Genomic DNA, 12,795 nt, shown 5'->3' on the forward strand with positions numbered 1-12,795 from the left:
TATCGGGTCGCCTCTCAGTTCGACCCCGGTAACATCTTTCACGAATTGCAAAATGAAAGTGTTATCGGGTCGCCTCTCAGTTCGACCCCGGTAACATCTTTCACGAATTGCAAAATGTACTGACGAAAGACGTGCGCCTGCGCTTTCGATGCAGAGAGGAAAATTTGGTTGGTGCCGTTGGCAATGGCATCCATCGCCGCCTCGCGGGCAAAGTACCACGTCGCGCCAATTTGTCTGCTCTTGAGGATATTGCGAATTCGGTTGTTATCTCTGGCCTCAAGCCACACTCGCTGATACGGAAACAATGAAGATTTAAACGCTTTATTCAGTTCTTTGACTGCCTGTTCTGGCAGAAAGTTTTTACCAGTCTTTTGCTGTTTCCCTTGGTTCCGTTTTCTGATTTTGGGGTTTAAGTCAGCCTCGGTTCCGCCTGCTTCATAACGTCGTATCCTTGCCGTCCGTTCCAGCGATTTGGTCAGCAATTCAATCTCATTGAAATCCCTTTCAGTCTTCTCAGTTTTGTTGATTAGCTGACACAGCCTGATATCAATCGCGCTTTCGACCCTCAATGCGACCGGAGCATCGTCCCATTTTTCCCGTCGTTTCCACGAGTCGACGGTCGCATAAGGCACCTCCAACTGCCTGCTAATTTCAGCGACAGCATAGCCCTGCCAATACTTCTGACGGGCCTGATTGCGGATGTTGAGATCAACGGTCTTCGTGCTCATGCGCTAAGACTAACGGGCTATCAACATCGACAGCAGGACTTGTTAGTTGATATCACTGGTATCAACCGTCAGCAGGTTGTTATCAGTAAAAAGTTAGCCAACTATGCCTGTAAACACAGTGACTGACGAACCAGAAGACATGAGCAAACTGATATCTAAATTTGTCCGGGTCTGCCGGGAGGGAGCCACAACAGACGGCCGAAAAATTACACGGCAACAAATTGATGAAATGGCGTCCAACTACAACCCGGACATCTACGGTGCAAGAATTTGGCTGGAGCACTTTCGCAGCCTGTTGCCTGATGGCGTGTTTCCAGCATTTGGTGATGTCACTGCCCTCAAGGCAGATGATGACCAGGAAGGTAAACGAATTCTATTAGCTAAGCTCTCTCCCACGTCTGAGTTGCTGGAACTTAACAAACGCAAACAAAAGGTCTTCACCTCCATTGAAATGGATCCCAGCTTTAGCGATACCAAACAAGCTTATATGGTCGGCCTTGCCGTCACTGACAGTCCTGCAAGTCTGGGTACAGAAATGTTGCAGTTCAGCCAGAAGAACCGCGATCAGTTTTCACAAGGCACAGATATTCCCAATACGGTTTTTTCTGAATCTGTCGAGGTCGATGAACTCGAATTTGATGAAGACAGCGAAGAAGACGATAAACCTTCCCTGCTCTCTCGTATCCGTGAACTGTTAAGCGGGCAGCAACGCAACCAAGACCAGCAACTGGAAGACATCGAATCAAGCCTGCTGGCTCTTGCTGAAACTCAGCAGAAAATTCAGGGTGATCTAAAAGAACAATCGTCAAACCACACGAAACTCGATGACCTTGAAAACAAACTTTCCGACTTATCCACCCGACTCGACTCGCTCACCGACCAGCTCAGCAGGGACGCTGACACCCACCATTCTGCCAGACCTTCAGCGACAGGCACCGAGCTGCGCTGACTGACTGTTGAGGAGCACATAACCTATGCGCAACGAAACACGACAACACTATAACGCTTATGTGCGCCGACAAGCCGAACTGAACGGTATCGAAGATGGCACCCAGCAGTTCAGTGTCGAACCCACCGTCGAGCAATCATTGGAAGAGCGGATACGTGAGTCATCCGGCTTTCTGCAACGCATCAACATTCATGGTGTCAGAGAACAGGAAGGCGAAAAACTTGGTCTAGATGTTGGCTCCACTATTGCCAGCACCACAGATACAGACCTGAAAGAACGCGAAACCGCCGACCCGACCACGCTCGATAAAGACCGCTATCGCTGTCAACAAACCAACTTCGATACCCATGTGAAATACGCCAAGCTCGATGCTTGGGCGAAATTTCCAGATTTTCAAACCCGCCTTCGTAACGTCGTGACCCAGCAGATCGCCAGAGATCGGTTGATGATAGGCTTCAACGGTATGAGTCGCTCAGCAACCTCTGATCGTGCCGCCAACCCGCTGTTGCAGGACGTCAATGTCGGCTGGCTGGAGCATCTGAGACAAAATAGCCAAGAAAGTGTGATTTCAGATATCAAAGTCGGCAACGGCGGAGACTACCAGAATATTGATGCGGCCGTTTACGATGCTACCAATGAGCTAATAGCCGAATGGTACCGCGATGATCCAGAACTCGTGGTGATTATGGGCCGTGAATTATTGGCAGATAAATACCTCGCATTGATCAATGAACATGACGCACCAACTGAGCGTAACGCGCTGGATATAATTATTAGCAACAAACAAATCGGTGGACTTAAAACTGTCCGAGTGCCTTATTTCCCCTCACGTTCATTTGCCATTACTCGCCTTAATAATCTCAGTATTTACTATCAGGAAGGTAGCCGACGTAGACACATTATGGATAACCCAAGACGTGACAGAATTGAAGACTATCAGTCAGTCAACGAAGCCTATGTGGTAGAGGATTACAACCTCGTCTGTCTGGTCGAAAACATTCTGGTTCCCGATGGTTCAGGGGGCTGGGCGTAATGAGTATCGCCAGACATCATAGACAAAAAACACTGGCGGAAAAGGAATCACAAAGCCTTTCTGAGCAAGGTCTTCAGGTGAACGCTAGCCAGTATGAATTGATGCTGGCTCAATTAAAAACGCACCAAAGGCAACTCTCTAAAATTCAAAGTCTATCTCGAAGAGCGACGGTTAAGTCAGAGATTCTCTCAGACTATGACGCCTATGTAGAGGGCGTTCTCTCAGCTGGTTCAGGCCATCAAGATGATGTGTTAATGACCGTCATGGTCTGGCGAATTGACGCAGGAAATTTAGAGGGAGCGATGGCAATTGCAGAGTATGCCATTCAGTTCAATCTTGTGATGCCTGAGAGATTTAAGCGCGACACTGCAACCTTAATTGCTGAAGAGATAGCCGACGCATTTCTTAATCACAACATTGATGCCAAAGGACCTCTGGCTCAAACTGTCGAGCTAACCAAAGACCATGATATGCCTGATGAGGTTCGCTCCCGGCTTCACAAAGCGTTGGGGCTAGCTCTCTCCGAGGACGACAAAGCCAACGCTATTGTTCACTTAAAACAATCACTGGCACTTAACCCTAGAGCCGGTGTGAAGAAAACCATGGAGAAACTCCAACGGGAGATTAGCTCCGAGAGTTAATAACCGGGTCCCCCCACCCGCAGCGCTCAGTGTATTTTCGTCCTCGTGACAGATAATCACACTGGTGCCCGCTGCCTCCTCAGTCCTAACTGTGCGGGAGGTGCATGATGAGCGGATTTATCGCGACCAACAGTCCCAACAAAGTCTCGGATACCGTCAAAAATAATGGCTTTTTTCCTGATGTCGATATCAGTGATTTCAGAGCAACAATGCGGGTCGATCAAACTATCCACACTGCCAACCTCAAACATAATCTGACCCTTGCTATGACTGCTGTGAACCAGGAACTGGCGGACTGGCAACACAGTCAACAAAAGAACACGCTCGCTGAGGTGATATCTGAATCTTATGGCACTCACTCCCGTGTCGAATTTCTTTATCGCGCAGCCCTTTTTAACAAAACGAAAAGTGCTCTTTTAGAGAATTACCGTGACTTTGACAGCACCAAATCAGGTCATGAAAAAGCCGACGAGATGAAAGCCAGAATTGACGATCACCTCCGTCTTTCCCGTGAAGCCATTCGCCTGCTACTTGGTATATCGAAAGTCACTGTGGAGTTGATCTGATGAAAGTACTCACCCAACAGGGCGACACCCTCGACTTAGTTTGCTGGCGGTATTTCAATACAACGGCCGGGATCACTGAAGAAGTGCTTAGCCTTAATCCACATATCGAGCAGAACAGCCCTTTTATCCCCCATGGAACGGCAGTCGAACTCCCTGAATACCATGCACCGATTAAACCCACTATTCATCTTTGGGACTAGCCATGAGCCAATTCACTCTCAGTCATCGTTCGTACCAAAAAATGGAAGGCATTCACCCTGATTTATGCCGGATAGTTGAACGGGCCATCGTTATCACTTGCACCGACTTTACCGTATTGGAAGGACTGAGAACGTTGGATCGCCAGAAAAATCTGGTCGCCAGTGGAGCATCAAACACTCTGAGAAGTCGCCACCTTACTGGTCATGCGGTTGACCTTGGCGCCTATGTAGATGGCTGCGTTGATTGGAGCTGGCCGCTCTATTACAAAATCGCAGCGGCCATGAAGCAGGCAGCAGATGAACTCGATATCGATATTGTCTGGGGAGGCGACTGGACCACCTTTCCTGATGGTCCTCACTTTCAACTAAGTTGGCAGGCATACCCATCATGAATGGCGACGATCACTGGTATATCCGAAGGAGGATAATCATTTTCACGCTACTCCTCTGTGGTGTTGTCATCGTTTATTTAATGCTCAAGGGCGACAGTAATCCTCTTAATCAATCCTTGGTGAATGGCGCATACCTACTGGCGGGATCAGTGATTGGAACCTATGTATTCGGTGCAACATGGGATGACAGTTTCAGAAGCAGGAGCAAATAGTATGACAATTTTGAGTTTTACTTCACTTCTTCGTTTCTGGCCTGCCGCAGCACTGCCATTAGCTTTAGCCCTTGGGTATGGAAAAGGCTGGGTGAACGGCAATCTCAATGCGGGTGAAAACTGCTTGGCGGAGAAGAAGCTGGCTGTCTCTCGTGCTCTTGAACAGGAAAGAGAGACAGCCAAAGAACGCAACGCCATAGCCGACGTATTCCATGCTAAACAAGAACAGGCAACACAACAGGTTCAAGAAATTGAAAAAGAGGTCGTAAGCTATGCAAATCAATATATTGATGATGACTGTAGCCTTGATGATGATGGCCTGCAGCTCATCAACAAACTTATCGACGCAGCTAACGGAGACCTCGCTCAGCATTGACCGTTCTCTGCTTCGACCTTGCGCCAAGCTCCCACTGCTCGGCAATGGTGACATGGTCACGCGACTACATTTTTCTAAGTTAGTGATCACCATGTATGGCGATTGTCGTCGAAAGCAACAAGCACTGATCGACTCAGTCAATGCGACGGATAGACGAGGTAAGGAAAATGCAGCCAGATAACGAGCGAAGCCAATGGCACCTCGATAAAACCATAAGTATCGGCCATATCCTCAGTACCATCATCATAGGCTTTTCATTACTCTCATGGGCACTTGCCGTTGATAAGCGCGTCGAACAAAACGCGCAGCATATTCAGTTTCTATATGACAACGAAAAACGCATAGAAGAAAGGGTCGAAGCCACAAGGGATGAAATACGTCAAGATCTCCGAAATATAGGTGGCAAACTCGACCGTTTAATCGAGCGTCAGCTTAGGGACAAACAGAACTAGGAGGTGCCATGAAAAAGCTTGAGTCGCTCCGGGAGTATTTATTGTCATCGCCTCTTAGTATCGAACCAGATGATTTACTGACGTTCGCAGAGCAAGGTCAGGTAATCAGTTACCGAGGGAAGCAAAACAACCATTTTGAGTTGAGCTACCTTGCCAACATCATCATCATTGATTTTGCTGGCCGCGCTGAAGAAGTTGCCTATCTGACACTTGAATGGATGAAGCTCAATCAACCCACTTACGATCAGGAAGCACTCGAATTTGAGGCGGATATTCTCAGCCAATCAGCAGTCGACTTATCTCTAAGGCTAAAGCTCTTAGAAGTCATCAAAGTCGATATCAAAGCAGATGGTATTCACCTTAAATCCTGCGCTGGCCCAGACCTGACCGAAATTTTGATTCCGAACCAGGAGCAAGCCACCAATGAATAACTTTAATGGTATCGAGCCTTGGGCCAAATCTATCTTGCGCTCAATAGCGCCGAAACAACGCAAAAAAATCTTCCGTGAAATGGCTCTGGAGATTAGAAGAAACCAACAAGAACGGATGAAAGCTCAAGAAGACCCTGACGGGAAAAAGTGGGCGTCCAGAAAAGAGCGACGAGATAGACATGGTCGTATTCAACGTAAAAAGAAAATGATGATGGGCCTTCGTAAAACGAAACGATTGAAGGCCCTATCGACAACTGACGGGTTAGCTGTTGGTTATGAAGGACGCGATGCAAGGATTGCTAGAGTGCATCATTTTGGGCTGAAAGATTATGTATCAAACAACCAAAAAATATCATATGAGGCTCGAGGATTAATTGGGCACCCTGCACTTCGTAAAAAATTATCAGACCAGCTTTTCACAAGAATAGGAGCCCTAAATAACAATCATAACTAAACCGAACTACGAACCTAGACGTCGGTTGAAGGATGTCCCTACTAGGGTCTCAAATTGCTTTCAACAAGAATAATTAATAGCATTGCAAACTGCACACTTTTCAAAACACTCCACATAATTAGGAAAAAGGCGTGAAGAAAAACTATAACCGTCCACTTCATAACAATCAGTTGGCATTTGATTTTATTTCTCGAGTACTTAATAAACCTGACACGGTTGAACTAGGTAACAACATACAAAAAATTGTCACTGCTGAGAAACTCCTCCAAAGCACAACGACTGAACCAACTCTTACTTCTATGGTAAATCGGCATACCTCCTATGCAACTGATAATAAAAGAGTCGAATTAAGAGAACAGATATTTAGTGAATTAGCCTTCAAAGAAAGACTAGATAATGATGATGAAATAGAACTTGGCAAAGGAGGATGCTTACCTAAATCAGGTGTCAAAAATGAGGGGAAAGCCTTTATAGTTACTGGTTTGCCTGCATCTGGGAAATCAAACGTAGCCAGCAAGGTCGCGGATCACTTTAACGCAGCAATCATCGACTCGGATTATGCCAAAAGAAAGTTTCCAGAATACCCCCTTCCTCAAGGTGCAAGCGTGGTACACGATGAATCTAACCTTGTAGCTTTTGGAGGTGATCCTGAAGATGGTAACTTTGATGATGAGCCTTCGCTGTATGAGTACCTAATCAAAGATAGGACTAATATTGTTATCCCAAAAATTGGGCATGACCAAGACTCTGTTCTTGGATTGAGAGACAAACTGTTAAATAACAGTGCTGCCAATTATGATGAAGTACACTTAATTTTGGTAAGTGTTGATAGGGTCATATCGACTGACAGAGCCCTAAATCGTTTCATAAATACAGAGCGTTACGTTCCATTAAGTCTAGTGTTTGATGTGTATTCAAATGAACCAACTCTGACATACTATAGAGTCAAAGACTGTGAAAAATGGACAAGTACCTGTAAACTTAAGACGAATGGTGAAGAACCAGTCTGTGTTGCCAGTAATGGAGATAACTGCCCGAGTGTAATTTTCAAAGGTGAAAACGATGACAGATAATCAAAAAAAGACCAGTGAAAAATCTGACGACGACTCAAAAGTTGCATTGAGAGCCATCAAACGAGAAAACTATATGAAAAATATTGAATCTTTCTATAATCAAGATTCAAGTGATTTTCGTGCGATTCGAAATAATAACAAAACAAAAGACGACCTCGACAAGAAGTACAAATCCTACACGAGAAGAAGTAACGTTTAGACACAAGCTACGAAGTGGCTACTCCTTAGCCACTTTTTTGTCAGTTTTTGTCATAGCTTTTCAAAATCAAACTATTCGCTATTTTAATATCCTCAACTGACCGCACTATCACTTCCACATCCCCAGTTCCCCAGTGCCCTCGCTCACGGACATCAGAAACAAAACCATCGATTAACTCAACCTCATCAGGGTTTAGTTTGAGGTAAATACGAAGTGCGGGTTCACGCTGAGTGGATGAAACGATGATGCACGCAAAGTTCTTAATTCGCTTGAAGGCTGTATATAGCTTGAGTTCTTTGCGCTGAACGTCGTCGCCCAAGTTAATGGCAAAGTCGCAAATAGTATTGTACATCTCGGTAAGTTGCTCACTTGCCTGACCTAATCGAGCTTCGTTAGTATCAATTAGGTTTGAACTTCGCTTGACTCCGGTTTCGACCTTTTGAGGCTTTATCGGCTCTTGTCTCGACAAGGATCGAGGTGACTGGTGTTGTGTCTGCTGTGCTTCGACCAGCTCAAGTAGAAACAAATCATCACCAAAATACTTGTATCGCATCAGTTCGATATTACGGTCGATCAGGGCAATAGCGTGCTCATCATAGCGGGTAAAGTCAGTCGCTATACAAATCAAACGAGCACCGGACCATTCGATATTCTCTACTTCGTCACGACCCAATTTGTCTTCAACGAGAAAATGAAAGTCCGCTTTGTGGTCTAGCAACCAGTTGAGATAGAAAAGCCCTTGATTAATGACGTTCTCATTGGCGTGGCGCTTATATTCAATGATAACTGGGCAACCGTTCTCATCAAGACCAAGCGAATCAATCCGTCCGCGATGGCTGGTGACAAATTCAGTAGCCAAAAACCTAATACCCAATAATGTTTCAAGGTTTAGCTCGCAAAGCGTCTGTAGTTCTTTTTCCTTTGCCGCTGAGCGGCTGGTTAACTCAGATACATCTCCATTGACTGAGTTGATTTTGAAAAGCTTGATATCAGGCATAGTAATCGGATAGTGCTAGAAAAGTGACTGAGAAGTGTATCAGTCCCACAGGACACATGACCAACACAAGTTCTTATAATCTCGACGTATACACGACGACTCAAAGTCAGTGCTGAAGCCCGTGAGGGACTTAAATTGTGGATTAGTTGAAACAGCCAAGATCAACCAACCAACACTCGACTCTATCCAAACGCTCAATCAACATGCTCTCATGAGCCTAAATACTTCCGAACTCTTCCGCCGATTTGAAAATCTGGTTCGTATCGGAACCATCGCGGCTGTTGAGCATAAGACAAAGCAACTTCGCATTCAAAGCGGTGAACTGCTCACTGACTGGTTAGATTGGCCAGCAGAAATGGGCCGTAATTATATTCGTTGGCGTCCGCTTCGTTTGGGTACTCAGGTTGTGTTTGTCTGTCCTTCGGGTGACCCTGCTCAGGCTTTGATTGTCTCTATCCTTTACTCAAACCAGCTCGACACACCATCAACCAATGAAGCCATTGATTTGATTCAATTCGATGATGGGACACACCTTAGCTACAACATCGAATCAGGATTGCTAGATGTCACCAGCATCAAGCAGATATCCCTTCGCGCCCAACACATCAATATAAAAGGGACGAGCAGCTTTGAAATCACCTCACCAAAGATTCAAATCAACGGCCCTATAACTCAGCAGAATGGCGATATCACCTCTGACGGAATCAGCGTTCAGCAACACACCCATATTTCACCAGAGAGCAAATCACCAACGGGGACGCCGCAATGATTCCTACCACCGTTGGGATGAATACGTTAACTGGCTATCAGACTGCTGATTTAAATCACTTACAGCAATCAGTCGCCGATGTGCTTTTTACTCCCATTGGGTCGCGAGTCATGAGACGGAATTATGGCTCGCACCTATTCGAACTCATCGACCAAGCAGCAAACGATTCAGGCCGAATGCGAGTTATTGCCGCCAGTGCTGAAGCACTGCTTCGTTGGGAGCCAAGATTAGCTCTCAGCAACATTCAGGTATCCGCTGAAAGTGGTGGACGTGTATGTATTGAGGTAAGAGGCAAGCTGGCCGACGACACCCCTCAACATTTATCGGTGGCATATGGAGGCGCATCATGACATTACTTGCCTCCAGCGCACTGCAGTCGTTACCCGACCCGACGGTGATTGAATCACCTGATTTTGAAAGCCTATTGAGTGAGGTGAAGCAAGACATACTCCGCTTTGCACCAGAACTCAAAGATGCCATGGAGCTGGAGTCTGAGCCTGCCAGTAAAATCGCTCAAGCCATCGCATACAGAGTGATGCACGAACGTCACCTTGCGAATAGTCAGGCACTGGCTTTGATGCTGGCAAAAGCTATGGGGCCACAGCTAGATCATTTAGGAAGCCTGCCCTTTATTCGAACGTCTCGTAAGTTACTACGCGTAGAGGATAAGACTAAGAACCCACCATTGCCTGCAGAATATGAGAACGACACCGAATACAGAGCACGATTACAGCTAGCACTTGAAGGCTATTCAACAGCTGGTCCAATTGGCGCCTACATCTATCATGGACTTGCAGCACATCAGGATGTAAAAGACATCGCCATTGATGCCCCAACGTTCTCCCGCTACAAAGTACCACCATCAGTTGCTGCTTCCCTGCCCTCACATGCGCTTTTGCTAACAACGGACTACGACGCAGGACTAACCAACCCAGCTCCGGGCGATGTCGCAATTACTGTGTTGAGCCGGAAAGACAATGGCAAACCCACCAGCGATGTGATGAAAGCAGTTAGCTTACGATTGAACGATGATGCAATTCGACCACTGACAGACAGGCCAAGCTTCGCCCTGCAACTATCGTAAATTACAGAGTTCGGGCTTATGTCTGGTTCTATCCGGGACCTGATTCCGCAATCACTATCGCCGAATCCCATCGCCAGACGGAGCATTACACCGACGAGCGACAGCTCATTGGGCATGATGTGACTTTGTCAGGGCTGCATGCTGCCATTCATGTTCCGGGCGTTCAGCGGGTTGAACTTATCGAACCCTCATCAGATTTGGATATATCACAACAAGAGGCCAGTTACTGCCTGTCGATTGAACTTATCAATAAAGGGACGGCAGTATGAACAAAACACTTATGCCGCCTTCGGCCAGCAACGCAGAACGAGCTTTTGACCTGTGTGCTGCAAAGCATATTGAGTCCATTCCTGTATCGCGAGTATTCGACCAATGGCACCCGCAACGCTGCCCGGCAAATCTACTAGGCTGGTTGGCGTGGGCTGTTAGCGTTGATGATTGGGATCCCGAATGGCCAGAACAAGTAAAGCGCGATGTTATCGAAGCAAGTATCGACATACATCGCCACAAAGGCACCCTACATGCTGTCGGTAACGCATTGCGTTCACTGGGGATCAGCATTGAATTCTATGAATGGTCAAACGTATCGAAACACACTCATCTTTCTCTTTTGAATGACCTTGCACCGTACAGCTTTTGTTTCATTGCATGGGCCAATCAAAACCTCACACATAACGATAAAGTGTTCCTCAGTAGAGACCTTTACCAGTCGGTGAAACGGACCGTTGAACAGACCAAACCTGCGCGATGTTCCTTCGAGTTTTTGGTTGGAGCTAGGCTTGATAACACAATCACGGCTGCATGTGCCTCATCTTGCTGGGTGCAATCAAGAAAAACCCAAATGCGAACGAAGTCCGTTCAACCCGAGCCTACCCACACTGAGCTATCGCTGACTATTCATCTCAATAAGCGCCAATATGCCGTGGCACGCTTTTACTGCAACGCGTATAGAGAGGCCGCATGACAACACTCCTGAAACCTGTCATCACCCGGGCGGGATTGAACGCCATATTTAACGCCACCAGCAATGGCTTTCAGGCAAAAGTCACCCATGTGGCATTGGGCGAAGCAGCTTACAAACCTAATGAAAACCGCCGAGCATTAGACAAAGAACGTAGCCGTTTTCCTATCGCCAGTGGAAAGAAAGTTACACCAACACAAATTCATATGAGCGTGCTCGATAACTCAGATAATTCTTTCTGGGTCAGAGAAGTCGGTTTTTTCCTCGACGACGGCACGTTGTTTGCCGTGTATTCAGAACCCAATAAAGCGCTCGCCTACAAGTCACCAGAAGTAGATTTACTGCTGGCCTTTGACCTTGCTCTCTCAGGCGTGCCCGCTGATTCACTGACCATTATCGATAAAGGTGCGGAGCTAAATATTCTCATTGCGCCAGAGCTAGCAAAGATGGCCACCGCCCAAATCACCATGATGAACCACTATCTAACACTGAAAGCCCACCTTAATGAACAGGCAAAGCAGCATACCCAGCAACTCGCGCAGATAGCGGCAATTCAGATAGACAACATGCGGCGATACCTGACAGACAAACTGCAATAAGGAGCCAACATGTCCTTTGAAAAAGATATTACTGATTTGGTGAAGGCGACGAATAAGCTGACCGATTCAGTGGACGGAAAAATCAGTTACATCAACTCCGAAGTTGGCAAAGCAAGGAAACAGGTCGATGATGCAATAAAAAATCTAGCCCGCAGCCACTCAGATGTAATTATCTCTTACTACGACAATACCCGTCATTCCCTGAAGAGCCTAGCACCCCCCATCGATCCTAAAGATCCAACAAAAACTGAGTGGGTTCTATTTCCTACTAGCGGAACAACTTTTTATATGTACCCAGCAGAGGGAAAGCTCACAAAAGTCCACACGACTTACTGCAGCTACTCTCGTCCGGGTCATTATGAGACTCCGCAGTACAGTAAGGACAAGTCCGAGACTAAAACTGAATTTGTACTAGCAAACTACAAAGCGACCAGCGAGCAAATTAATGACCGTCTTCGAGCTACGAACCAAACACCACCAAGATGCGGCGGATGGTGGGCCGGAGCAAGAGTCTACGATGCCCCGAGTGTAAGAATTCCCGGCCTCCATCCATACAGCCGCCTTTTCGTTCGTTTTAGCAACTATGGATATAAAGGGGCGAGTCCTCAGAATGTTCTCCAATATGGCGGGAGCCCATCAGTTTCTGTCGACCGAGTCATTAACTACCACCGTGTCTAAG

23 protein-coding genes are annotated in these 12,795 nt (G+C 46.6%); 21 read left to right on the forward strand and 2 right to left on the reverse strand.

The annotated features are described in order from the left end of the window. Positions 1-38 precede the first annotated feature (38 nt). Complete coding sequence (locus CS022_RS22365; RefSeq protein WP_129124115.1) at positions 39-728, reverse strand: terminase gpP N-terminus-related DNA-binding protein; 690 nt, start codon at positions 726-728, stop codon at positions 39-41. A gap of 103 nt (positions 729-831) precedes the next feature. Between CS022_RS22365 and CS022_RS22370 the strand changes: the two genes are divergently transcribed. From CS022_RS22370 to CS022_RS22430, 14 genes are all read left to right on the forward strand, one after another. Next, positions 832-1,677: a GPO family capsid scaffolding protein gene (locus CS022_RS22370; protein ID WP_129124116.1), complete on the forward strand. Its 846-nt coding sequence runs from the start codon at positions 832-834 to the stop codon at positions 1,675-1,677. Between the two features lie 25 nt (positions 1,678-1,702). Further along, positions 1,703-2,710, forward strand: coding sequence for a phage major capsid protein, P2 family (locus CS022_RS22375; RefSeq protein WP_129124117.1), 1,008 nt, complete (start codon positions 1,703-1,705; stop codon positions 2,708-2,710). Then, positions 2,710-3,351, forward strand: a complete 642-nt coding sequence (gene gpM / locus CS022_RS22380; protein ID WP_129124118.1) for a phage terminase small subunit — start codon at positions 2,710-2,712, stop codon at positions 3,349-3,351. Before CS022_RS22375 ends, gpM begins: the two co-directional genes overlap by 1 nt. A gap of 104 nt (positions 3,352-3,455) precedes the next feature. Further along, on the forward strand, positions 3,456-3,917 hold the full coding sequence (locus CS022_RS22385; protein WP_129124119.1) for a head completion/stabilization protein: 462 nt from the start codon (positions 3,456-3,458) through the stop codon (positions 3,915-3,917). Further along, the gene (locus tag CS022_RS22390) at positions 3,917-4,117 is read left to right on the forward strand and encodes a tail protein X (RefSeq protein WP_129124120.1); all 201 of its coding nucleotides are present in this window, start codon (positions 3,917-3,919) and stop codon (positions 4,115-4,117) included. The genes CS022_RS22385 and CS022_RS22390 overlap by 1 nt, the downstream gene beginning before the upstream one ends. A 2-nt stretch (positions 4,118-4,119) precedes the next feature. Continuing rightward, the gene (locus CS022_RS22395) at positions 4,120-4,509 is read left to right on the forward strand and encodes a M15 family metallopeptidase (protein WP_129124121.1); all 390 of its coding nucleotides are present in this window, start codon (positions 4,120-4,122) and stop codon (positions 4,507-4,509) included. After that, positions 4,506-4,721, forward strand: coding sequence for a hypothetical protein (locus CS022_RS22400; RefSeq protein ID WP_129124122.1), 216 nt, complete (start codon positions 4,506-4,508; stop codon positions 4,719-4,721). The genes CS022_RS22395 and CS022_RS22400 overlap by 4 nt, the downstream gene beginning before the upstream one ends. Position 4,722: 1 nt before the next feature. Continuing rightward, positions 4,723-5,097 carry a hypothetical protein gene (locus tag CS022_RS22405; protein WP_129124123.1) on the forward strand — a complete coding sequence of 125 codons (375 nt, stop codon included), beginning with the start codon at positions 4,723-4,725 and terminating at the stop codon, positions 5,095-5,097. Between the two features lie 52 nt (positions 5,098-5,149). Beyond that, complete coding sequence (locus tag CS022_RS27550; RefSeq protein ID WP_268967933.1) at positions 5,150-5,278, forward strand: hypothetical protein; 129 nt, start codon at positions 5,150-5,152, stop codon at positions 5,276-5,278. Next, positions 5,265-5,549: a hypothetical protein gene (locus CS022_RS22410; RefSeq protein ID WP_129124124.1), complete on the forward strand. Its 285-nt coding sequence runs from the start codon at positions 5,265-5,267 to the stop codon at positions 5,547-5,549. The genes CS022_RS27550 and CS022_RS22410 overlap by 14 nt, the downstream gene beginning before the upstream one ends. 8 nt (positions 5,550-5,557) lie before the next feature. Continuing rightward, entirely contained in the window at positions 5,558-5,980 is a 423-nt protein-coding gene (locus CS022_RS22415) for a phage tail protein (protein ID WP_129124125.1), read from the forward strand. Next, complete coding sequence (locus CS022_RS22420) at positions 5,973-6,434, forward strand: phage virion morphogenesis protein (protein WP_129124126.1); 462 nt, start codon at positions 5,973-5,975, stop codon at positions 6,432-6,434. Before CS022_RS22415 ends, CS022_RS22420 begins: the two co-directional genes overlap by 8 nt. A 131-nt stretch (positions 6,435-6,565) precedes the next feature. After that, positions 6,566-7,507 carry a zeta toxin family protein gene (locus CS022_RS22425; RefSeq protein WP_129124127.1) on the forward strand — a complete coding sequence of 314 codons (942 nt, stop codon included), beginning with the start codon at positions 6,566-6,568 and terminating at the stop codon, positions 7,505-7,507. Next, a complete protein-coding gene (locus CS022_RS22430) occupies positions 7,497-7,706 on the forward strand; it encodes a hypothetical protein (protein ID WP_129124128.1) in 210 nt (69 codons plus the stop codon). Before CS022_RS22425 ends, CS022_RS22430 begins: the two co-directional genes overlap by 11 nt. Positions 7,707-7,746: 40 nt before the next feature. On the opposite strand, the gene CS022_RS22435 is transcribed toward CS022_RS22430, so the two are convergent. Continuing rightward, positions 7,747-8,703, reverse strand: coding sequence for a DUF5655 domain-containing protein (locus tag CS022_RS22435; protein ID WP_129124129.1), 957 nt, complete (start codon positions 8,701-8,703; stop codon positions 7,747-7,749). 121 nt (positions 8,704-8,824) lie between these two features. Between CS022_RS22435 and CS022_RS22440 the strand changes: the two genes are divergently transcribed. The 7 genes from CS022_RS22440 (at position 8,825) to CS022_RS22465 (ending at position 12,794) form a co-directional block, all read left to right on the forward strand. Beyond that, entirely contained in the window at positions 8,825-9,472 is a 648-nt protein-coding gene (locus CS022_RS22440; RefSeq protein ID WP_129124130.1) for a phage baseplate assembly protein V, read from the forward strand. Beyond that, the gene (locus CS022_RS22445; RefSeq protein WP_201746368.1) at positions 9,469-9,822 is read left to right on the forward strand and encodes a GPW/gp25 family protein; all 354 of its coding nucleotides are present in this window, start codon (positions 9,469-9,471) and stop codon (positions 9,820-9,822) included. Before CS022_RS22440 ends, CS022_RS22445 begins: the two co-directional genes overlap by 4 nt. Continuing rightward, the gene (locus CS022_RS22450; RefSeq protein ID WP_129124131.1) at positions 9,819-10,556 is read left to right on the forward strand and encodes a baseplate assembly protein; all 738 of its coding nucleotides are present in this window, start codon (positions 9,819-9,821) and stop codon (positions 10,554-10,556) included. The genes CS022_RS22445 and CS022_RS22450 overlap by 4 nt, the downstream gene beginning before the upstream one ends. Before the next feature lie 119 nt (positions 10,557-10,675). Then, positions 10,676-10,825 (forward strand): hypothetical protein, encoded by a 150-nt coding sequence (locus CS022_RS25050; RefSeq protein WP_161569723.1) that lies wholly within the window; start codon positions 10,676-10,678, stop codon positions 10,823-10,825. After that, the gene (locus CS022_RS22455; protein WP_129124132.1) at positions 10,822-11,520 is read left to right on the forward strand and encodes a phage tail protein I; all 699 of its coding nucleotides are present in this window, start codon (positions 10,822-10,824) and stop codon (positions 11,518-11,520) included. The genes CS022_RS25050 and CS022_RS22455 overlap by 4 nt, the downstream gene beginning before the upstream one ends. Further along, on the forward strand, positions 11,517-12,116 hold the full coding sequence (locus tag CS022_RS22460) for a phage tail-collar fiber domain-containing protein (protein WP_129124133.1): 600 nt from the start codon (positions 11,517-11,519) through the stop codon (positions 12,114-12,116). Before CS022_RS22455 ends, CS022_RS22460 begins: the two co-directional genes overlap by 4 nt. Positions 12,117-12,125: 9 nt before the next feature. Further along, complete coding sequence (locus CS022_RS22465; protein ID WP_129124134.1) at positions 12,126-12,794, forward strand: hypothetical protein; 669 nt, start codon at positions 12,126-12,128, stop codon at positions 12,792-12,794. The last annotated feature ends 1 nt before the right edge of the window (position 12,795 follow it).

The sequence above is a fragment of the Veronia nyctiphanis genome, from assembly GCF_004116385.1.
Taxonomy (GTDB): Bacteria; Pseudomonadota; Gammaproteobacteria; order Enterobacterales; family Vibrionaceae; genus Veronia; species Veronia nyctiphanis.

Excerpts from the sequence above, each read along its gene's own strand:
- CS022_RS22430 (WP_129124128.1), top strand. The coding sequence starts at position 7,497 with ATGACAGATAATCAAAAAAAGACCAGTGAAAAATCTGACGACGACTCA.
- CS022_RS22435 (WP_129124129.1), bottom strand. The coding sequence starts at position 8,703 with ATGCCTGATATCAAGCTTTTCAAAATCAACTCAGTCAATGGAGATGTA.
- CS022_RS22375 (WP_129124117.1), top strand. The coding sequence starts at position 1,703 with ATGCGCAACGAAACACGACAACACTATAACGCTTATGTGCGCCGACAA.
- CS022_RS22405 (WP_129124123.1), top strand. The coding sequence starts at position 4,723 with ATGACAATTTTGAGTTTTACTTCACTTCTTCGTTTCTGGCCTGCCGCA.
- CS022_RS22450 (WP_129124131.1), top strand. The coding sequence starts at position 9,819 with ATGACATTACTTGCCTCCAGCGCACTGCAGTCGTTACCCGACCCGACG.
- CS022_RS22460 (WP_129124133.1), top strand. The coding sequence starts at position 11,517 with ATGACAACACTCCTGAAACCTGTCATCACCCGGGCGGGATTGAACGCC.
- CS022_RS22410 (WP_129124124.1), top strand. The coding sequence starts at position 5,265 with ATGCAGCCAGATAACGAGCGAAGCCAATGGCACCTCGATAAAACCATA.
- CS022_RS22395 (WP_129124121.1), top strand. The coding sequence starts at position 4,120 with ATGAGCCAATTCACTCTCAGTCATCGTTCGTACCAAAAAATGGAAGGC.
- CS022_RS22445 (WP_201746368.1), top strand. The coding sequence starts at position 9,469 with ATGATTCCTACCACCGTTGGGATGAATACGTTAACTGGCTATCAGACT.
- gpM (WP_129124118.1), top strand. The coding sequence starts at position 2,710 with ATGAGTATCGCCAGACATCATAGACAAAAAACACTGGCGGAAAAGGAA.
- CS022_RS22365 (WP_129124115.1), bottom strand. The coding sequence starts at position 728 with ATGAGCACGAAGACCGTTGATCTCAACATCCGCAATCAGGCCCGTCAG.
- CS022_RS22415 (WP_129124125.1), top strand. The coding sequence starts at position 5,558 with ATGAAAAAGCTTGAGTCGCTCCGGGAGTATTTATTGTCATCGCCTCTT.
- CS022_RS22385 (WP_129124119.1), top strand. The coding sequence starts at position 3,456 with ATGATGAGCGGATTTATCGCGACCAACAGTCCCAACAAAGTCTCGGAT.
- CS022_RS22455 (WP_129124132.1), top strand. The coding sequence starts at position 10,822 with ATGAACAAAACACTTATGCCGCCTTCGGCCAGCAACGCAGAACGAGCT.
- CS022_RS22400 (WP_129124122.1), top strand. The coding sequence starts at position 4,506 with ATGAATGGCGACGATCACTGGTATATCCGAAGGAGGATAATCATTTTC.
- CS022_RS22465 (WP_129124134.1), top strand. The coding sequence starts at position 12,126 with ATGTCCTTTGAAAAAGATATTACTGATTTGGTGAAGGCGACGAATAAG.
- CS022_RS27550 (WP_268967933.1), top strand. The coding sequence starts at position 5,150 with ATGGTCACGCGACTACATTTTTCTAAGTTAGTGATCACCATGTATGGC.
- CS022_RS22420 (WP_129124126.1), top strand. The coding sequence starts at position 5,973 with ATGAATAACTTTAATGGTATCGAGCCTTGGGCCAAATCTATCTTGCGC.
- CS022_RS22370 (WP_129124116.1), top strand. The coding sequence starts at position 832 with ATGCCTGTAAACACAGTGACTGACGAACCAGAAGACATGAGCAAACTG.
- CS022_RS22390 (WP_129124120.1), top strand. The coding sequence starts at position 3,917 with ATGAAAGTACTCACCCAACAGGGCGACACCCTCGACTTAGTTTGCTGG.